The sequence below is a fragment of the Labrys methylaminiphilus subsp. lupini genome (assembly GCF_051161885.1).
Taxonomy (GTDB): domain Bacteria; phylum Pseudomonadota; class Alphaproteobacteria; order Rhizobiales; family Labraceae; genus Labrys.
Genome location: NZ_JBMDIH010000001.1, coordinates 4,519,413 through 4,539,993 on the forward strand (window position 1 = coordinate 4,519,413; position 20,581 = coordinate 4,539,993).

Below are 20,581 nucleotides of genomic sequence, written 5' to 3' on the forward strand. Positions count from 1 at the left end.
CTTCATCAGTGGAAGGTCGGTTTCTTGTGAAGAAGTCACCCCACCCCGACGCTGCGCGTCGACCCTCCCCCTCCAGGGGAGGGTAAAGAGTTAGGAGGCGGGCAGGCGCTTGAGGAAGTCGATCAGCACCTCCAGGGCAGCGCCGACGTCCTCGGTGAAGATGGCTTCGGCCGGGTTGTGGCTGACACCACCTTTGCAGCGCAGGAACAGCATGGCGATCGGGCACAGGCTGATCATGGCGAGGCCGTCATGGCCAGCGCCGCTCGATAGCCGCAGGGGCTTGAGGCCGGTCGCGGCCACCGCCGCCTCGAAGGTCTCGATCAGGCCGTCATCACAACGGGCCGCGGGCTCGTCATAGGTCTTCTGGATGGCGAAGGCGACGCCGCGACGGGCCGCGATCGCCTCGAACCGGGCCGTCAGCTCGGTGACGGCGGCGTTGCGGATGTTGTCGTCGGGGCTGCGGATATCGACCGAAAAATGCGCACTGCCGGGGATGACGTTGACCGCGCCGGGGCGGAATTCGCAGGCGCCGACCGTAGCAACGAGATCACCCGAGGTGGTGGTGATCAATTCGGTCGCCAGGATCATCTCGGCCGCGGCCGCGCCGGCATCGAGGCGCAGCCCCATCGGCACAGTGCCGGCATGGCCGGCCTTGCCGGTGAGTTCGACCTTGAAGCGGCTGGCGCCGTTGATGGCGGTGACGACGCCGACGGGCAGATCCTCCGCCTCCAGCACCGGCCCCTGTTCGATATGGACCTCGACATAGCCCAGCGTGCGGCGGGGATCGCGGCCGAGGCGGGACACGGCGTCGGGATCGCAGCCGAAATCGATCAGGGCCTGGCGTAGACTGGTGCCGGCCTTGTCGGTGGCGTCGAGATTGCCTGATAGAAAGGTGCCGGCGAGCGAGCGCGATCCCGTCAGCGTCACCGGGAAGCGCACCCCCTCCTCGTCGCCGAAGGCGACGACGTCGATGGCGAAGGGCAGCTTCTCGCCGGCGCGATGCAGCGCCGCCACCGCCTCGATGGCGACGATCACGCCCAGATTGCCGTCATAGCGCCCCGCATTGCGCACGGTATCGATGTGGGAACCCAGGATGAGCACGGGCGCATCGGGCGTGGCGCCGGGATAGTGGCCGATCAGCGTCGCGGCCGCATCGAGCTCCGTCGACATGCCGGCCTCTTCCATCCAGCCCTTCACCAGCGCGATGGCCGCGGCATGCTCAGGCGTGAGATAAAGCCGGGTCAGAGCTCCCTCGTCGGCGGAGCAGATTGCCAACTCATCGAGCCGGGCCATGGCACGGACACCACTGGGGATGGCTGATGTTGCGAGGGCTAATCTCATCACAGCTTCATTCCTTCGGGCAGTATCAGCACAGCCCTGAAATCATTGACGTTGGTCAAGGTCGGACCGGTGACGATCTGGTCGCCAAGAGCCTGAAACAGGGTATGGGCATCGTTGTTGTCGAGGCTGGCGATCGGATCAAGCCCGGCGGCGCGTGCGCGTGCAAGACTTGTCGGATCGATCATCGCACCGGCCACTTCCTCGGCGCCGTCGACACCGTCGGTATCACCGGCCAGGGCATGGATGCCGCGTTGTCCGCCGAGCTTGACGGCAAGCGAGAGCAGATATTCGACATTGCGCCCGCCCCGGCCCTTGCCGCGCACGGTAACCGTGGTCTCGCCGCCGGAGATCAGCACGCAGGGTGCGGCTGCGGGCTGGCCGTGCTGGGCGACCTGGCGGGCGATACCGGCCATGACGATGCCGACGTCACGAGCTTCCCCCTCCAGGGAATCACCCAGGATGATCGGGGTGATGCCGGCCTTGCGGGCAACCGCGGCCGCTGCCAGCAGCGATTGCTGCGGCGAGGCGATCAGATGGATCTCGCCGCGGGCGAGGCGCCGATCGCCGGGCTTGGGTGTCTCCTCCTGGGCCGCTTCGAGATGAGCGATCACCGGTGCTGGCCCATCGATGCCGTAGCGGGCAAGGATGGCCCTGGCGTCGGCAAAGGTGGTGGGATCGGCCACGGTGGGGCCGGAGGCGATGGCGGCGAGATCGTCGCCCGGCACGTCCGAGATCACCAGGCTGACGACACGTGCCGGGAAGGCGGCGGCGGCCAGCCGCCCGCCCTTGATGGCGGACAGATGCTTGCGCACGCAGTTCATCTCGTCGATCGGCGCGCCCGATTTGAGCAACGCCTTGTTGATCGCCTGCTTGTCGGAAAGCAGCAATCCTTCCGCCGGCAAGCTGAGCAGGGCCGAGCCGCCGCCGGAGATCAGCGCGATGACGAGATCGTCCTCGCCAGCCCCTTCCACCAGGGCGAGCATGCGTGCCGCCGCCCTGACACCGTTGAGGTCCGGTACGGGATGGGCGGCTTCGATCACCGCGATACGCTGACACGGCACGGCATGGCCGTAGCGCGTCACTACCAGGCCCTCGAGTGGGCCGGGCCATGACTCTTCCAGCGCCTTGGCCATGGCGGCGGCGGCCTTGCCGGCCCCAACCACGATGGTCCGCCCCTTCGGCGGCCGCGGCAGGAAGGCCGGCATGCAGGCAGAAGGTGTCGCCGCAGCCACTGCTGCCTCGAACATCGATGTCAACAATGCCCGTTCAGGCATGGCGAACCTTTCTGTGCCAAAGCGTTTTGTGATCAGACGGAAGCGTCTGGAATCGCAAAGATACGTCGAAACGAGGAGCTTCTGCACCGGAACCGACGGTCTCCCCCACCCGGGAGCGGGAAAGAGCGATGGCTGGCGTCAGCCCTTGACCGGTGCGCCGATCTCGTGATTGGCCATGATCTCCAGCGCCCGGACCAGGCCGGAATGATCCCAGGCCGCGCCGCCATGCGAGACGCAGGCATTGAACAATTCCTGGGCGGTGGCGGTGTTGGGCAGGGAGAGGCCGAGCTGGCGGGCCGTGGTCAAAGCGAGATTAAGGTCCTTCTGGTGCAGGGCGATGCGGAAGCCCGGATCGAAAGTGCGCTTGACCATGCGCTCGCCATGCACTTCCAGGATACGCGAGGCGGCAAAGCCGCCCATCAGGGCCTGGCGCACCTTGGCCGGGTCGGCACCGGCGCGCGAAGCGAACAGCAGGGCCTCGCCGACGGCCTCGATATTAAGGGCGACGATGATCTGGTTGGCGACCTTGGTGGTCTGGCCATCGCCATTGCCGCCGACCAAAGTGATGTTCTTGCCCATCTTCTCGAACAGCGGCCTGGCGCGCTCGAAGGCGGCTTCCGGGCCGCCGACCATGATGGTGAGGGAGGCGGCCTTGGCGCCGACCTCGCCGCCCGAGACCGGCGCGTCGAGATAGTCGACGCCGAGCTCGTTGATGCGCTTGGCGAACTTCTTGGTCTCCACCGGGGAGATCGAGCTCATGTCGATGACGAGCTTGCCGGCGGAAAGGCCTTCGGCGACGCCGCCCTTGCCGAACAGCACCGTCTCCACGTCCGGGGTATCGGGCACCATGGTGATGATGATGTCGGCCTTGCGGGCGACATCGGCGGCGCTCGGCTCGGCCTTGCCGCCGGCCTTGATCAGGTCCTCGGGCACATTGCCGAGCGTGTTGAGGAAGAGGGTATGGCCGGCCGCGATCAGGTGCCCCGCCATCGGGGCGCCCATGATGCCAAGTCCGACAAAGCCGATATTCATGATGAAGATCCTTGTTCCTTAGGCGCAAGCGCCAGCCAGCCGCCTTCTCCCTCTGAGGGAGAAGGTGCCCCGATAGGGGCGGATAAGGGGTGAACCACCGCACCGGCATGGGATCGCAAGACCCCTCATCCCCCTGCCGGGTCCTTCTCCCGCAAGGGGAGAAGGGGATTTATGGGACGGACTCAGCGAGCCTGCTTGAACCAGCCCAGGCCCGCTTCGGTCTCGCCCTTGGGCTTGTATTCGCAGCCGATCCAGCCGGCGTAGCCGAGCTGGTCGAGCCATTGGTAGAGGAAGGGGTAGTTGATCTCGCCGGTGCCCGGTTCGTTGCGGCCGGGATTGTCGGCCAGCTGCACGTGCCAGATCTCAGGCAGGTGCTTTTCGATGGTGCGGGCCAGATCCCCTTCCATGATCTGCATGTGGTAGATGTCGTATTGCAGACCGACATTGTCCGAGCCGGTCTCGGCAATGATCTCGGCCGCCTGGCGGGTGTTGGTCAGGTAGAAGCCGGGAATGTCGCGCGTGTTGATCGCCTCGATCACCAGGCGGATGCCGGCCTTCTTCAACTCACCTGCGGCGTAGCCGATGTTTTCGACGAAGGTGGCCCTTGCCTGCCCCGCATCGACGGAGGCGGGCGCGATGCCGGCCAGGCAGTTGACCAGCTTGCAGTCCAGCGCCTTGGCATAGGTGATGGCCTCAGCAACGCCGTCACGGAACTCCGCCTTGCGATCGGGCAGCACGGCGATGCCGCGCTCCCCGCCCGCCCAGTCGCCGGCCGGCAGATTGTGCAGGACCTGGGTGAGCTTGTGCTCCTTCAGGGCGGCAGCCAGATCGGACGCCGGGAAGGGATAGGGGAACAGATATTCCACGCCCGCAAAGCCGTTGCGGGCGGCTGCCGCGAAGCGCTCCATGAACGGCACTTCGTTGAACAGCATGGTCAGATTGGCGGCAAATTTAGGCATGGCGGTTCCGCTAATTCTACCCTCCCCTCGAGGGGGAGGGTCGACGCGTAGCGTCGGGGTGGGGTGATGGCTCGACCGTCGGAGAACGAGCTCTCATTCAATCACATTGGCCAGGGGCAGCGGTTCTCACCCCACCCCGGCCTATTGGCCGACCCTCCCCCTCCAGGGGAGGGTAAAAACTCAGTCCAGCAGTGCGATCGCGGTGGGCGCGTCGGAGGCGTCGAGGGCGAGATCCTCGAATTCCGTGACCTTGTCGAGATCGGTGCCCATGGCGACGTTGGTGACGCGCTCCAGCATCACCTCGACCACTACCGGCACGCGCAGTTCGGCGGCCAGGCGCTTGGCCTCCTGGAAGGCGTCATAGAGCTTCTCGGGGTCGGTGACGCGGATGGCGCGGCAGCCCAGGCCCTCGACCACCTTGAGATGGTCCACACCATAGACGCCCAGTTCCGGCGTGTTGATGTTCTCGAAGGAGAGCTGGACCTGGAAGTCCATGTTGAAGCCGCGCTGGGACTGGCGGATCAGGCCGAGATAGGCGTTGTTCACCAGCACATGCACATAAGGCAGGTTGAACTGGGCGCCGACGGCCAGCTCCTCGATCAGGAACTGGAAATCGTAGTCGCCCGAGATCGCCACCACCGAAGCGCTGCGATCGGCAGCGCAGACGCCGAGCGCCGCCGGCAGCGTCCAGCCGAGCGGACCGGCCTGGCCGCAATTGATCCAGCCCCTGGGCTTGTAGACATGCAGGAACTGGGCGGCCGCGATCTGCGACAGGCCGATGGTCGAGACATAGGTGGTGTCGCGGCCGAAAGCCTTGTTCATCTCCTCATAGACGCGTTGCGGCTTGATCGGCGTCTCACTGAAATGGGTGCGGCGGAGCAGGGTTTTCTTGCGCTCGCGGCATTCCTCCAGCCACGTGGAGCGATCCCTGAGCTTGCCCTGCGCCTTCAGTTCCCGGGCGGCTTCGATGAAGACATCGAGGGCCAGGCCCGCATCCGAGGCGATGCCGTAATCGGGCGCGAAGACCCGGCCGATCTGGGTCGGCTCGATGTCGACATGCACGAATTTGCGGTCCTTGGTGTAGACCTCCATTGTGCCGGTGTGCCGGTTGGCCCAGCGATTGCCGATGCCGAGCACGAAGTCGGAAGCGAGCAGCGTGGCATTGCCGTAGCGGTGGCTGGTCTGCAGGCCGGCCATGCCCACCATCAAGGGGTGGTCGTCGGGGATGGTGCCCCAGCCCATCAGGGTCGGGATCACCGGCACGCCGGTCAGTTCGGCGAAAGTGACGAGTTTGTCGGAGGCATCGGCATTGATGATGCCGCCGCCGGCCACGATCAGCGGGCGCTCGGCCGCCTGGAGGAGGGCGATGGCCTTGTCGATCTGGGCGCGGGTGGCCTTGGGCTTGTAGACGGGCAGCGGCTCATAGGTTTCCGGATCGAACTCAATCTCGGCCGTCTGCACGTCGAAGGGCAGGTCGATCAGCACGGGGCCGGGGCGGCCCGAGCGCATCAGATGGAAGGCCTGCTGGAAGGTGCCGGGCACCTGGGCGGGCTCCATCACGGTGACGGCCATCTTGGTGACGGACTTGGCGATCGCGGCGATGTCGACGGCCTGGAAGTCCTCCTTGTGCAGACGGGCGCGCGGCGCCTGGCCGGTGATGCACAGAATTGGAATGGAATCGGCCGCCGCCGAGTAGAGACCCGTGATCATGTCGGTGCCGGCCGGGCCGGAGGTGCCGATGCAAATGCCGATATTGCCGGCCTTGGCACGCGTATAGCCTTCGGCCATGTGGGACGCCGCCTCGACATGGCGGGCCAGGACATGCTTGATCTGGTTACGCGGGCGCAGCGCGGCATAGAGCGGGTTGATTGCAGCACCGGGGACGCCGAAAGCACACTGGGCGCCTTCCTTCTCCATGATGTGCACAGCAGCTTCCGCCGCGGTCATGCGGGCCATGAGCGTTTCTCCTCAAGCATTCTTCGATCCGCGGATCGGAATTTGCGTCGGTTTCATAGCGCTTTCCGATCCGACTGGATCGGAAAGACGCGTCTATCTTTTTGAAATCATGAACGATATTCGATTCAACGGGATTGAATGTCGTTCTTGAAAATCGCGCCTCGCATGCGACCGACGGGATCGAATCCAAGGCGGTATGAATTGTTCGACGGAGCGGTCTTTCCCGCTCATTGCTGCCTGAAGATTGCAGGGGAACGACTATTAGTCCAATATATGGTTCGGTATAATCAATAGCTAAAAGATATGGATCGGTGGCTGCCATGGAACTGCGCCATCTGCGCTACTTCATCGCCCTGGCGGAGGAACTCAGCTTCACGGCCGCCGCGCAGCGCCTGCACATCTCGCAGCCCCCGCTGAGCCAGCAAATCCGCGACCTCGAGCATGAGCTCGGCGCCGTGCTGTTCCTGCGTACCAGCCGCAAGGTGATGCTCACCGAAGCCGGCACGGCCTTTCTCGCCCATGCGCGCAGCATCATCGCCAGCGCCGAACTTGCCGCGACGCAGGTCAAGGCGATCGGCCAGGGCATGACGGGCGCACTCAACGTGGCGGCAACCGGCTCCATGCTGCTCGGCCCGCTCGCCGCCCTGATGGCGGACTACCGGCGCCGCTTTCCGGGCGTGGTGATCGGCCTGCACGAAATGGCCCCCGAAGCCCAGCTCAATGCGCTCTCGACCCGGGCCGTCGACGTCAGCTTCCTGCGCATGCCGCCCGAGGATGCCGAACTCGTCCGCGAGACCGCCTGGCGCGAGCCTGTCGGCGTCTTCCTGCCATCAGGCCATCGCCTCGCCGAGCGCGGCTCCATCGCTCTCGCCGAACTCCACGAGGACGAGCATGTCTTCCTGCGCCTGCGTGATTCCAGCTTTGCGGTCTATCTGCGCCAATGCTGCGTAGAGGCCGGCTTCATTCCCCGCATCAGCCAACAGGTGATCGAATCCTATTCACTCACCAGCCTGGTCGCGGCGGGCTTCGGCATCGCCCTTGCCCCGCGCAGCGTCAGCGCCCTGTCGCGGCCCGAAGTTATTTACCGCGACCTCGTGCCACCGACCCCCACTGCCGACGTCAGCATGGTCTATCAGCGCGAGCCCAGCCCGGTGCTGGCACGCTTCCTGGGCTTCGCGCGCCGCTTCCTGGCCGATTGGCGGGCCCGGCCGGGCCGCCAATAAACGTTTCCGCCGCTCAGGAGACCGGGACGGCAGCCAGTTCCCGGCGCAGGACCTTCAGGGCCGTCGACATCCAGATCCAGACCCGGGCCGACTCGGCCTGCTCCTGGGCCAAGGTCACCTTTGTCCTGCCGAAATGCTTGTAGGCGTCATAGGCCTCCAGGGCGCCATAGGCTCCCGGTGCCATATATTTCAGGATTTCGCGGGTCGTCCGGTCGCCGGCCAGCCGCTCCGCCGCCGAAACGGACGGACGCCGCGCCCCGCCGGCGCCGGGCGGCAGATAATCGTTGGATTCGTTGATAATGCCGTCCGGGTCGGCGACGCCCCAGGGTGTGCCACCCATGCCGCCATGGGTACAGAAGAAATATTGCTGCTTGTAAATGGTGGGCGCGCCCGGCATGCGCCGTGTCGCATAGCTGCCGAACAGCGACCGTGAACCCGTCTTCGGATCCCGGCGGGCATGGAAGCACACCCGGACATTGGGCGGAATGAAGAGCGGCGCATTGAAGGGCTGCCTGTCGACCGCATCGAACAGGAATAGGCCGTCGACGGCAATCCCCTCCAGCGCGAGCAGCGAAGCGGTATAGACCACTGCCGCACCGCCACGACTATAGCCGGCTAAGAAGATGCGCTTGGGTCCGGACGCTTTGTGCCGATAGCGCTCCCGCACAGAGCGATAGGCGCCGATCCCCAGGGCCGGCGTCGAGACGCCGTCGAGGCTCGGGCCGCGCCGGTAATATCGCGCTTCGTTGCCCCAGCTCCGATGCAGGCGCTGTACGAAACTATCGCCGAACTCCGCCTCATAGGCCCGGTCGGAATAGGGGCCGGTGCCGTCGATGCCGGCATAGATATCGAGCGCGGCATTGGCCGCTGCGATCTCGGCACCGCGCCTTTGCCGCTCCTCGTGCCGCGCGACCTCCATGGTGTAAAGCGCCGACATGTCGTGACTGTCGAAAGGAAAGGCGCCGTTCCAATTCATTGCCCACCCCGAATGAACTGCGAAGTATATAACACAGTCTATACAGGCACCTCCATATCTCTCAAGAAGTATTATTTGACAATTATGTAAAGCGTCGGACGGTAGATACCTACCGCTTGAGAAAAATTCGACACATTGTGCGTCCCACGAGGGATTTATTATGAGAATGAAGAACTGTTCTCCGGCTTTGAATGAAAAAAACCTGCGGCATGTCCCCGGCCATCTCGTTCGCATTCGCCTCAAGATTTCAACACGCAGGGTGGAGGCTTCGTGCTCGGCACACTGGATAGCGCGGACTGAGAAGGTTGCCGCCGCCTTTCGTTTGAAGACTTCTGCGGCGGCTTGACGAATTGCCACCGTATCGACATCTTCAATGTTGGCGTGACCGACGCCCAACCTCCCAAGGCCTTCCCCAGCATGGCCTTAAACGGAGGCAAAGGGACTTCTGTCTCGGGTCGTTGTCGTGGTCCGATCGTTTCGGGCGTGGTTGCTGGGGAACTTGCGTCCGGGGCGTGAAAGGCCTGACAATGACGCAGAATGGCAATCTCAAGCGCCGTGTCCGTGCGCGCGCAGCCAAAACGAGCGAGTCCTATGCCGCCGCTCTCAGACATATCCGCCAGACATCGGGACATGATCCGTCGCCGAGCCATACCGACACGCAATCGCTACGGCTGGCGGTCGCGCAAACCTCGCTCTTCAACGATCCCCGCGATAGTTCCGGGTTCCGCGCCACTGGCGAGGAAATGCGGCGCTTGATGCGTGAGGCTCATAAGGAAGGCGCGCGGCTCATCCATTTCCCGGAGGGCGCAACCTGCTCCCCCAACAAGCGCATCATGTCGCAGAACGGCCCTGGGGATATCGGCCCTTCCGACTGGACTCGATTCGACTGGGCGGTTCTGCGCGAGCAACTGGACATGATCAGCACGCTCGCGCGGGAACTCGGGCTCTGGACAGTGTTCGGGTCGGTCCATCGCCTCACGCCGCCGCACCGGCCGCACAACAGCCTCTATGTCGTGTCCGATCGCGGCGACCTCGTCACCCGCTATGACGAGCGCCTGCTCTCGAACACCAAGATCTCCTTCATGTATTCGCCGGGGAAAGGCCCGGTGACCTTCGAGGTCGACGACCTCCGTTTCGGTTGTGCGCTCGGTATGGAGGCGCACTATCCGGAGATATTCACCGAGTATGAGAGTCTGGATGTCGATTGCGTCCTGTTCTCGACGACGGGAGAGACCCCATCGGCCGCGCCGCCTTTCGCGGCGGAGGCATTGGGACATGCCGCCAGCAATGCCTATTGGGTCAGTTACGCCGCCCATGCGCCGCAAAGCATGACGATCCCCGCTGGAATAGCCGCGCCGGACGGCCGATGGAAAGCCCAATGCCCGTCAGACGGCACGCCGGCCCTCCTCGTCTCCGACATCTCGGCCGATCGCGAGCATCCCGCGCGGCCATGGCGACGAACCGCCCGCTCCGATCTTTACGAGGCGCATAAGATAGACGGCGATCCCAGAAGCGACGCCCGCACTTCGTTCTGATCGGCAAAAGAGACCCAAAGGCCAATGCCGTTCACTTAAGCGTCTTCGAGTTTGCACGACCTTTGTCATTGCCGGGCTTGACCTGGCAATGACAAATCGGAGCGTTTCCTCCTTATGTGAACTGCATTGCCCCCGGGCCCCTTTGGTCACTGTCGCCGCATCATTGCTGCGCAAAAGGGGTGTCCACCTTTCGGCACGAAGGCCACGGCAAACACCAGCTGGCATGCTCCTTGCTTGAATTTCCTGAGCGAGCCTGACGCGCGCCGTCGGCGACGCGGGGGTGGGCTCGTCGTCACCCCAGGCGCAAGACGTGCCGGCCGGTTGCGGGGCAACCACCGACCGCTGCCCCTTCGGACAGGACTATTCCGATGACCATGGATGCCATCACGGCCCCGGCCGGCCGAAAACCACTCATCAATTCCCTCTTCCTCCAGGTTCTCGTCGCCCTCGCGCTCGGCGTCGTGCTCGGCATGACCGCGCCGGGCTTCTCCGTTCAGTTGAAGGTCCTGAGCGACGGTTTCCTCAAGCTGATCTCGATGATCGTGGCGCCGATCGTCTTCTGCGTGGTGGTGCACGGCATCGCCGGCGCCGGGGACCTGCGCAAGGTCGGGCGCGTCGGCGTCAAGGCGCTGATCTATTTCGAAGTGGTGACCACGGTGGCCCTCGCCCTCGGCCTGCTGCTGGCCCTCGTCGCCGGCCCCGGCCACGGCATGAATGTCGATGCCACCAAGCTCGATGCCGGCGCGATGGGCAACTATGCCGACAATGCGCACAAGATGCAGGGCGCCGGCGTCGGCAGTTTCATCCTCAACATCATCCCGACCACCTCGATCGATGCCCTCGCGCGCAATGACGTGCTGCAAGTCCTGTTCTTCGCCATCGTTTTCGGTATCAGCCTCGCGCTCGTGGGCGGCGAGAAGGCGGAAAGGATCTCCTCCTTCGTGGATGCCGTGGCGACGATCCTGTTCAAGGCCATGTCGCTCATCGTGCGCCTCGCGCCCCTGGGCGTCCTCGGCGCTGTGGCCTACACGGTCGGCAAATACGGCGTCGGATCGCTGCAGCAACTCGTCTCGCTGGTCGGCCTGTACTATGTCGCCGTCGCCGCCTTCGTCATCGTGGTGCTGGGCAGCATCATGTGGATGACCGGCCTGAACATCTTCCGGTTCCTGGCCTATCTGCGCGCGGAACTCGCCATCGTCCTGGCGACCGCCTCTTCGGACGCCGTCCTGCCGCAGGTGATGCGCAAGCTGGAGTATCTGGGTGTGCGCAAATCTGTGGTCGGCCTCGTCATTCCCACCGGCTATTCCTTCAATCTCGATGCCTTCTCGATCTATCTCACGCTGGCTGTCGTCTTCATCGCCCAGGCCACCAACACGCCGCTGTCGCTCGGGGACCTGCTTCTGGTGCTGGGGGTCTCGCTGCTGACCTCGAAGGGGGCCCACGGCGTACCGGGCTCGGCCATCGTGATCCTGGCGGCCACGCTCAACACGATCCCTTCCATCCCTGCAATCGGCCTCGTGCTCGTCCTCTCGGTCGACTGGTTCATCGGCATGGCCCGCGCCGTCGGCAACCTCGTCGGAAACTGCGTCGCCACCGTGGTCATCGCCGCCTGGGAAGGGGACCTCGACCGGGCAAGAGCCGCCAAGGTGCTCGGAGAGAATGGCGACATGGCGGACTGACAAAGAAGGCCACTCTCCCCACTTGGAGTCGGGGATGGGAACATCGCCCCAGCTTCGTACGGAACGAGGGAGCGGCGGCGGCGCATCTCCCTCGCCCGAGTACCTTTTACGCCTTTGCCCCCGACACCTTCACGCCCGGCGCCAGCGAACGCAGCACATAGTAGATGACGCCCGCGATGGCGACGCCGAAGAACCAGCCATAGATGCCCCACCAGGCCGGCAGCCAATTGGTCAGGTTTGGCAGGATGGAGGAGAACAGCGCGCCGATGCCGGCTGCGATCAGCGCCTTGACATGCCAGCCGCCCTGGAAGCGGAACTCGCCATCCTCGCGATAGAGCGCCTCGACATCGATCTCGCCCTTGCGGATGAGATAATAGTCGACCAGCATCACCCCGAGGATCGGCCCCATGGTGGAGCCGATGACGCCGACGAAGCTGGCGGCGCTGCCTTCCCAGGGTGCGAAGGGATAGAGCACCAAGGCGATCAGCGCTGCAATATAGCCACCCTTCTTGAAGTCGATGCGGCGCGGGAAGACATTGGCGAAGTCGAAGGCCGGCGAGACGAAGTTCGCCACGACATTGATGCCCAGCGTCGCCACCGCGAAGGTCAGCGCGGCGAGGAGAGCCAGGAACCAGCTGTCGAATTTCGCCGAGATCTGGTCGGGATGCAGCAGCACCTCGCCATAGACGTCATAGGCCGCGATGGTGGTGACGCCAGCCACCATGGAGAACAGTACCAGATTGACCGGCAGACCCCAGAGATTGCCGGTGCGCACCGCGGCCTTGTCGGGCGCGTAACGGCTGAAATCGCAGAAATTCAGATAGAGCGCTGAGAAATAGGTCACCCAGATCGCCGCGACCGCAAACAGCGAGGTCCAGGAGCCGGGCGTGCCGGGCACGCCGGCATCCTTGGTCTTCTCCAGGAGAACCTCGAGGGGAATATCGCTGGAAAAGGCGAAGCTGCCGGATTTGACGCAGAGATAGATCGCCAGGATCAGCATCATCACCCACACCGCCGGGCCGGCCCAATCCTGGAAGCGACGCACCGTCTCCATGCCCTTCTGGATGATCAGGAGCTGAAGGGCCCAGATCACCACGAAGCAGATTACTTCGAGCCCGGAATGGCCGAGGAAATGCACGTCGCGATGAAACTGGGCCAAGCTCTCCGAGCGGATCAGCAGCGCGACGATGGCCCCCGAGGCGGCCGATGTCTGGGCGCCATACCAGAAGCAGGCAACCACGGCCCGCACCAGAGCCGGCAGGTTCGCGCCCCAGATGCCGAAGGAGGCCCGGGCGAGCACCGGATAGGGCACGCCGGTCTTCACGCCGGCATAACCCACCAGGTTCATCAGCGCGTAGATGACCAGCGAGCCGATGCCGATGGCCACGATGAAATTGACGAAGCCACCGCAGAACAGGAACAGGCTGGCCGCAAGATAATAACCCCACAGGCTGTGCACGTCCGATGTCCAGACGTTGAAGATGCTGAACGGCCCCCAATTGCGGACTTTTGCCGGTGCCAGATCCTCGTTGTAGAGGTCGGGCGATGCCCCCTTGATCTCCATTTATCGACTCTCCTGCCCTGCCCGCCGGAGATCATGGCATGACGTCTGGTAATGTCCGGCGGCAATTCCATTCGTCATGGCTGAGCCGAATCTTGGCCCTGCATGTCGCAGTCAGAGCCTTCTCAAGAGACAAGTCAATCAACATCAAAACAATAAGAACCGATATTTTATCTGTACTGACCTCTCTCGACTGCCAGCTCAGCCAATACTGCTCGAATGAGAAGCAACCTGCACAGCCGCAAACCATGGGCGCGCGCAAAGTCGCAGCAGGCCGGCAATAAAAAGTCCACCGTCGCCAATCCGCGACGGTGGGCGAACTCAGGCCAGATACTCCGTCTCAGCTGCGCTTGCGCGGCTTCTTCGGCTCGCCCATGACATAGGTCTCCTCCACCGCGCGGTCATCACCGAGCGTGATCAGCACGAAGAGCTCCTCGGCCAGGGTGGTCACCGTCTCCATGCGATGTGCCATGGCAGGCGTCGCCTTGGCGTCGAGCACGACGGCATCACATTCATGGCCCGGTTCGAAACTGCCGATCAGATCTTCGAGGCCGATGGCAATGGCATTGCCGCGCGTCATGGCATGGAACAGCGCCAGCGAATCCAGCCGCTGGCCCTGCAATTGCAGCACCTTGTAGGCCTCGTTCATGGTCTGGAGCATGGAATAGGAGGTACCGCCGCCGATATCGGTGGCGACGCCGATGCGCACCGGCCTGGCAGGATCGCGCATCGCCTTCCAGTCGAACAGGCCCGAACCGAGGAAGAGGTTGGAGGTTGGACAGAACACCGCCACCGCATCGGCATCCGCATAACGCTGGCGCTCGCTCTCGGACAGATGGATCGAGTGCCCCATCAGCGACTTCGGGCCGAGCAGCCCGTATTTCTCGTAGATCGCGGTATAGTCGGCGCAGTCGGGATAGAGCCGCTTGGCGGTGGCGACTTCTTCCAGATTTTCGGAGATATGGGTCTCGACCAGGCAGTCCGGATGTTCGCGCGACAACGTGGCAGCAGCTTCGAGCTGCTCGGGCGTGGAGGTAATGGCAAAGCGTGGCGCGATGGCATAGAGCTGCCGGCCTCGGCCGTGCCAGCGTCCGATCAGGGCCTTGCTCTCGTCATAGCCGGACTTGGCGGTGTCGGTGAGAGCATCGGGCGCATAGCGGTCCATCATCACCTTGCCGGCGGCCATACGGGTGTTGCGCCGCTCGGATTCGGCGAAGAAGGCTTCCGCCGAAGTGGAATGTACCGAGCAGAAGGCGACCGCCGTGGTGGTGCCGTTGGAAAGCAGTTCGTCGAAGAAGAAGGCGGCGCCGCGGGCCGCATGGGCCGGATCACCATATTTCTGCTCCTCGACGAAAGTGTAGGTATTGAGCCAGTCAAGCAACTGGGCTGCCCAGGACGCCACCACCTGCGTCTGCGGCAAATGGATATGCGGATCGATGAAGCCGGGCGTGATCAGCTTGCCCGAATGATCGTGAACAACCGCGCCGGCGGGAAGCTGGGGACGCAGAACGGACGTCTCGCCGACCGCCAGGATCTTGCCGCCGGCCAGGACCAGCAGACCGTCCTCGATATAACGCACGGCGCTTGCGCCGTGCTCCTCCGGGCGCTCTACGAACCACAACAGGCGGCCGCGCAGGGCCGTATCCGCCCGCGAGATATCCTTCGTCGTCACAACGTCACTTCCTTCTGGCTGGCGCACAGGGCGCGCGACTAGAGCGCTTTTCTCCGGTGAAGACGCCGTGCCTTCAATGCGGGCACCAGCGTGGGACCTGCGACTGCGTCAGGATCCCATGGCATGGCTCACCGATCATGCCAGTCATCATAACCATATCCCTTTCAGGCGATTGTCACATTTTATTGGGAAGTCCTTCATGCGAGGCCTGTCTACCGCTGCGACGCCCCACGAGAAATTATAAGTGCTACAAAGAGGCCAGGAACGAGCCCGGTTGAAATCTTGGGAGGAGGCGCCGGCGCAGGGAGGCCGGATCGACACCCCCAAACATAGTCCGATCCCGTTGTGGATCGGCCGGGCTCCAGCCCTCCGGCATGTTCGTCGCCGCGCACCCACTCTCGGGTCGCCAGTCGCCGGGCATGCATTGGTATGTTCGGGGCCGGGCATTTTCGCCTGGCTCGCTTCAGTGCCTTCATCGACTATGCTGCAGGGTTGGCTACACCGGGAAACTGGTCAACAGTCCTCGCCAAAACCACATGGATGATCATGCGCCGGACCGTACGATTCCTACTGAACGATCGCCAGTTCTCGCTCGAGGGCTTCGACCCCACGCTGACGCTGCTGGACTGGCTGCGCAACGAGCGCCGGCTCATCGGCACCAAGGAAGGCTGCGCCGAGGGCGATTGCGGCGCCTGCACCGTGCTGGTCGGACGGCTGCGCCAAGAGGGCGGCGGCAAGACCGAACTGCGCTATGAGGCGATCAATGCCTGCATCCGCTTCCTGGCGACTCTCGACGGTTGCCACATCGTCACCGTCGAGCATCTGAAGAAGGCTGGTGGAGGCCTGCACCCCGTCCAGCAGGCGATGGTGGAGCTGCACGGCTCGCAATGCGGCTTCTGCACGCCGGGCATCGTGATGTCGCTGACCGCCCTGTGGCTGGGCGCCGCCGAAGCGCCCTCGCGCGAGCGCATCGAGGAGGCTCTTGCCGGCAATCTGTGCCGCTGCACCGGTTATGGCCCGATCGTATCGGCGCTCGACCGGGCCTATGAGATCGAGGCCTCCAGCACCGACTCGCTGAATGTCGGCCGCGCCGAGATCGCCCGCAAGCTGGCCGGTCTTGCCGACCGGGAGGTCATCGAGATTTCCGAAGGCGGGCGCAGGCTGTTCGCTCCCGCCACCTCGGACCAGCTCGCCGAACTCACGGCCGCCCATCCCGATGCCACCCTGGTGGCCGGTGCCACCGATGTCGGCCTGTGGATCACCAAGATGCTGCTGCGCCCGGCCACCGTGATCACGCTCGGCCGCGTCGGTGAACTCGACCGCATCGAAGACAAGGGCGACCACCTCGTCATCGGCGCCCTGGTCTCGGTCAGCGACGCGCGCGCCGCGCTGGGCGCACTCGACCCGCAGATCGACGAACTCATCCGCCGCTTCGGCTCGGAGCAGGTGCGCAATGCCGGCACCATCGGCGGCAATGTCGCCAACGGCTCGCCTATCGGCGATTCCCCCCGCTCCTGATCGCCCTCGGCGCCAGCGTGACGCTGCGGCGCGGCGGTGAGCGGCGCACCGTGCCGCTCGAGCAGTTCTTCATCGCCTACAAGAAGCAGGACCGTCAGCCTGGCGATTTCGTCGAGGCCCTGATCGTGCCCAAGCCCAGGCCGGGCACGCTGTTCCACGTCTCCAAGATCTCCAAGCGTTTCGACGAGGACATTTCGGCCGTGTGTGCCGCCTTCCGCCTCGAGCTGGATGGGGCGGGCCTGACCACCAATGCCGTACTGGCCTTCGGCGGCATGGCCGCCACGCCCAAGCGCGCAGCCGCGGCCGAAGCGGCTCTCGCCGGCCGGGCCTTCAATGCCGAGGCCGCCGAAGCTGCGGCCCTCGCCTTGGCCAGTGATTTCAAGCCTCTCGACGACTGGCGCGCCAGCGCACGCTACCGCTCGACGGTAGCCGCCAATCTGATCCGCCGTTTCCAGGCCGAGACCACCACCGGTTCCGTCCACCGGGTTGCCGGCATCCTCCGGAGTGACGCCCATGCATAAGCCCGTCTTCGCTGCAAATCGCGATCAGGTCACCGGCGGCGTCTATCAATCCACCCGTCACGATTCCGGTCACAAGCACGTGGCCGGCGAGGCGCTCTACATCGACGACATGCCCGAACCGGCAGGCCTGCTGCATGCCGCTCTCGGCCTGTCACACTGTGCCCATGGCCTGATCAAGGAGATCGACCTCTCGGCGGTGAAGGACAGTCCCGGCGTCGAACTGGTGCTTACGGCGGCCGATGTTCCCGGCGTCAACGATGTCAGCCCCTCCAACCATCACGACGACCCGGTCTTCGCCGAGGGCAAGGTGATGTTCTACGGCCAGCCGATCTTCGCCGTGATCGCCCGCACCCGCAACGAGGCGCGCCTGGCTGCGGCCAAGGCCAAGATCACCTATGAGGAATTGCCTGCGGTTCTCGACATCGCCGCCGCCCGTAAGGACGGCCAGAAATCCGGTAGCTTGGACCTCGTCGCCGAACCGATGAGCCTCAACCGCGGCGATCTCGATGCGGCGATGGCTGCCGCCCCCCGGCGCATCAAGCGCTCGATGAATCTCGGCGGCCAGGAGCATTTCTATCTGGAAAGCCACATCGCCCTCGCCGTGCCGGGCGAGGACGGCGACGTCACTCTTTATTCCTCCACCCAGCATCCCAGCGAGATCCAGCATGCGGTGGCGCATGTACTGGATGTGCCGAGCAACGCCATCACCTGCGAGATCCGCCGCATGGGCGGCGGCTTCGGCGGCAAGGAGACCCAGGGCAACATCTTCGCCGCCATCGCTGCCCTGGCGGCAAGGCGCACCGGCCAGGCGGTCAAGCTCAGGCCCGATCGCGACGACGACATGGTCGCCACCGGCAAGCGCCACGATTTCGTGATCGACTACGAAGTCGGCTTCGACGATGAAGGCCATATCCTGGCTGTCGATATCCTGTTCGCCGCCCGCTGCGGCTTCTCGGCCGACCTGTCCGGCCCGGTGACCGACCGCGCACTCTTCCATGCGGACAACGCCTATTTCTATCCGGCCGTGCGCCTCAACGCCCAGCCCTTGCGGACCCATACCGTCTCCAACACCGCCTTCCGCGGTTTCGGTGGGCCGCAGGGTGCAATCGGCGCCGAGCGCCTGATCGAGGAAGTGGCCTATGCCACCGGCAAGGATCCGCTCGAAATCCGTAAGCTCAACTTCTATGGCGGGCCGGGCCGCGACCTCACCCCCTATCACCAGACGGTGGAGGCAGACCTCTCGGCCGAGATCATCGCCAAGCTCGAGGCATCGAGCGACTATCAGGCCCGACGCGCCGAAATCCGCGCCGAAAACGCCAGGCAGAATGCCCAGGGTGGCGTCTTCCGGCGCGGCATCGCGCTGACGCCGGTGAAGTTCGGCATCTCCTTCACCAATAGCTGGCAGAATCAGGCCGGCGCGCTGGTGAACGTCTATACCGATGGTTCGGTGAGCGTGAACCATGGCGGCACCGAGATGGGCCAGGGCCTCTACATCAAGGTCGCCCAGGTGGTGGCGCAGGCCTTCCAGATCGATCTCGACATGGTCAAGATCACGCCGACCACCACCGCCAAGGTACCCAACACCTCGCCGACGGCGGCCTCCTCCGGCACCGATCTCAACGGTATGGCGGCGCTGAACGCCTGCAACAACATCAAGGAGCGCATGGTCGCCTACGCCGTGGAGAAACACGGTATTCCCGCCGACCAGGTCGAATTCCTGCCCGGCCGCGTGCGCGTCGGCAATCGCGAGATCGAATGGCCGGATTTCGTCAAGGAGGTCTATAGCAACCGCATCCAGCTCTCCTCCTCCGGCTTCTATCGCACCCCGGACATCTATTGGGACCGCAAGGCCGGCCGCGGGCGCGCCTTTTACTACTATTCTTACGGCGCCGCCGCCTCGGAAGTCACGATCGACACGTTCACCGGCGAATACCGGGTCGAGCGGGTCGACATCCTGCACGACGTCGGCGCTTCGCTGAATCCGGCCATCGACATCGGCCAGATCGAAGGTGGCTTCGTGCAGGGCATGGGCTGGCTGACCACCGAGGAATTGTGGTGGGACAATAAGGGGCGCCTGCGCACCCACGCGCCCTCCACCTACAAGATCCCGGTGGCTTCGGACCGTCCGCGCATCTTCAACATCGACCTCTTGAACAAGCCCAACCACATGCCTTCGATCCACCGCTCCAAGGCCGTGGGCGAGCCGCCGCTGGTGTTGCCGGTCTCCGTCCTGCACGCCTTGTCGGATGCGGTGGCCAGCATCGGCGACCACAAGATCTTCCCCGATCTCGATGCGCCCGCCACGCCCGAGCGCGTCCTCTTCGCCGTCGAGGCGATGCGCGCGAAGGTGCGGGAGAGGAGCGGGGGCCATGGTTGATCTCGAGATCGGCAAGCTCCTCGCCACGATCGAAGCCGATGGCCGCCAGGCCATTCTGGTCGAGATCGCGGCGGCGCTGGGCTCGACGCCGCGCGGCGTCGACGCGCTGATGCTGGTGACATCCCATGCGGTTGCCGGCACCATCGGCGGTGGCCATCTCGAATTCCATGCCATCGACGTGGCGCGGTCCATGATCGCCGAAGGCAAGGAAGGGCGCGGCCCCAAGGCACAGAGCATGGACCTGCCGCTTGGCCCGATGATGGGCCAGTGCTGCGGCGGCCATGTCACCCTGCGCTTCGAGCCGGTGACCACCAAGCTTGCCGCCTGGCTCGGAGATCATGAGGCCAAGCTCATGGAAGCCAGGCCGCCGGTGCTGGTATTCGGGCTCGGCCATACCGGCCGGGCGCTCGCAGCCATGCTCTGCCTGCTGCCCTTCGCGGTGACGCTGGTGGATGATCGCGCCGAGATGCTCGCCGGCCTGCCCGAAAACTGCCGCGTGCGCCATCTGGAGGATCCGGCCGATGCCATCGCGGACGCCCCGGCCGGCGCCGCCTATGTCATCCTCACCCATAGCCATGCGCTCGACTACCGGCTGACCGAGGCGGCCCTGGAACGCCGCGATGCCGCCTATGTCGGCATGATCGGCTCCAAGACCAAGCGCAAGCGGTTCGAAAGCCAGTTCCTGCGCAACAGCGGCACCCTGACCATGCTCGGTGAACTGACCTGCCCGATCGGCGGCGCCGATGTCGACGACAAGCGCCCCGAGATCATTGCCAGCCTGACGGCGGCCGAGCTGGTGCGATGCTTCGCCCAGCGCGCCGCCAGGCTGCAACGCCCCGCCTGGGCTCCGGCCAAGACGGGCATCGCAGCCTCGACCGGCTGATCGCCGGTCTCGTACCGGCCAGACTCCGGCCAGAACCTGACCTGAAGTACCGGCGCCCTTCTCCCGCTCGCGGC

General features: G+C 64.6%; 13 protein-coding genes and 1 pseudogene. 6 read left to right on the plus strand and 8 right to left on the minus strand.

The window, feature by feature from the left end; translation table 11 throughout:
* Positions 1–90 precede the first annotated feature (90 nt).
* From ACN6KF_RS21285 to gcl, 5 genes are all read right to left on the minus strand, one after another.
* Positions 91–1,341 (minus strand): allantoate amidohydrolase, encoded by a 1,251-nt coding sequence (locus tag ACN6KF_RS21285; protein ID WP_434958767.1) that lies wholly within the window; start codon positions 1,339–1,341, stop codon positions 91–93.
* Positions 1,341–2,615 (minus strand): glycerate kinase type-2 family protein, encoded by a 1,275-nt coding sequence (locus tag ACN6KF_RS21290; protein WP_434958768.1) that lies wholly within the window; start codon positions 2,613–2,615, stop codon positions 1,341–1,343. Before ACN6KF_RS21290 ends, ACN6KF_RS21285 begins: the two co-directional genes overlap by 1 nt.
* A gap of 138 nt (positions 2,616–2,753) precedes the next feature.
* Positions 2,754–3,650, minus strand: coding sequence for a 2-hydroxy-3-oxopropionate reductase (glxR, locus tag ACN6KF_RS21295; RefSeq protein ID WP_434959730.1), 897 nt, complete (start codon positions 3,648–3,650; stop codon positions 2,754–2,756).
* A 179-nt stretch (positions 3,651–3,829) separates the two neighbouring features.
* Positions 3,830–4,606: a hydroxypyruvate isomerase gene (gene hyi / locus ACN6KF_RS21300; protein ID WP_434958769.1), complete on the minus strand. Its 777-nt coding sequence runs from the start codon at positions 4,604–4,606 to the stop codon at positions 3,830–3,832.
* Positions 4,607–4,786: 180 nt separating this feature from the next.
* Positions 4,787–6,562, minus strand: coding sequence for a glyoxylate carboligase (gene gcl, locus ACN6KF_RS21305; RefSeq protein WP_434958770.1), 1,776 nt, complete (start codon positions 6,560–6,562; stop codon positions 4,787–4,789).
* A gap of 320 nt (positions 6,563–6,882) precedes the next feature.
* Here gcl and ACN6KF_RS21310 point away from each other — a divergent pair, with 320 nt between their 5' ends.
* Entirely contained in the window at positions 6,883–7,785 is a 903-nt protein-coding gene (locus ACN6KF_RS21310) for a LysR family transcriptional regulator (RefSeq protein WP_434958771.1), read from the plus strand.
* Positions 7,786–7,798: 13 nt separating this feature from the next.
* Here ACN6KF_RS21310 and ACN6KF_RS21315 read toward each other — a convergent pair whose 3' ends face one another.
* On the minus strand, positions 7,799–8,761 hold the full coding sequence (locus tag ACN6KF_RS21315) for a hypothetical protein (RefSeq protein WP_434958772.1): 963 nt from the start codon (positions 8,759–8,761) through the stop codon (positions 7,799–7,801).
* A gap of 527 nt (positions 8,762–9,288) precedes the next feature.
* Between ACN6KF_RS21315 and ACN6KF_RS21320 the strand changes: the two genes are divergently transcribed.
* Together ACN6KF_RS21320 and dctA are read left to right on the plus strand one after the other, a co-directional pair.
* Complete coding sequence (locus ACN6KF_RS21320; protein ID WP_434959731.1) at positions 9,289–10,296, plus strand: carbon-nitrogen hydrolase family protein; 1,008 nt, start codon at positions 9,289–9,291, stop codon at positions 10,294–10,296.
* Between the two features lie 374 nt (positions 10,297–10,670).
* Positions 10,671–11,975: a C4-dicarboxylate transporter DctA gene (gene dctA / locus ACN6KF_RS21325; RefSeq protein ID WP_434959732.1), complete on the plus strand. Its 1,305-nt coding sequence runs from the start codon at positions 10,671–10,673 to the stop codon at positions 11,973–11,975.
* Positions 11,976–12,081: 106 nt separating this feature from the next.
* Here the strand turns inward: dctA and ACN6KF_RS21330 are convergent, their stop codons facing one another.
* Both ACN6KF_RS21330 and guaD read right to left on the minus strand, forming a co-directional pair.
* A complete protein-coding gene (locus ACN6KF_RS21330; protein ID WP_434958773.1) occupies positions 12,082–13,539 on the minus strand; it encodes an NCS1 family nucleobase:cation symporter-1 in 1,458 nt (485 codons plus the stop codon).
* Between the two features lie 337 nt (positions 13,540–13,876).
* Positions 13,877–15,208, minus strand: coding sequence for a guanine deaminase (guaD, locus tag ACN6KF_RS21335; RefSeq protein WP_434958774.1), 1,332 nt, complete (start codon positions 15,206–15,208; stop codon positions 13,877–13,879).
* A 540-nt stretch (positions 15,209–15,748) separates the two neighbouring features.
* On the opposite strand from guaD, the pseudogene xdhA reads away from it, so the two are divergent.
* From xdhA to xdhC, 3 genes and pseudogenes are all read left to right on the plus strand, one after another.
* Positions 15,749–17,247 (plus strand): annotated as a pseudogene (gene xdhA / locus ACN6KF_RS21340) (xanthine dehydrogenase small subunit).
* On the plus strand, positions 17,240–19,624 hold the full coding sequence (gene xdhB / locus ACN6KF_RS21345) for a xanthine dehydrogenase molybdopterin binding subunit (RefSeq protein ID WP_434958775.1): 2,385 nt from the start codon (positions 17,240–17,242) through the stop codon (positions 19,622–19,624). The pseudogene xdhA and the gene xdhB overlap by 8 nt, the downstream one beginning before the upstream one ends.
* Positions 19,617–20,507, plus strand: a complete 891-nt coding sequence (xdhC, locus tag ACN6KF_RS21350; RefSeq protein WP_434958776.1) for a xanthine dehydrogenase accessory protein XdhC — start codon at positions 19,617–19,619, stop codon at positions 20,505–20,507. The genes xdhB and xdhC overlap by 8 nt, the downstream gene beginning before the upstream one ends.
* The last annotated feature ends 74 nt before the right edge of the window (positions 20,508–20,581 follow it).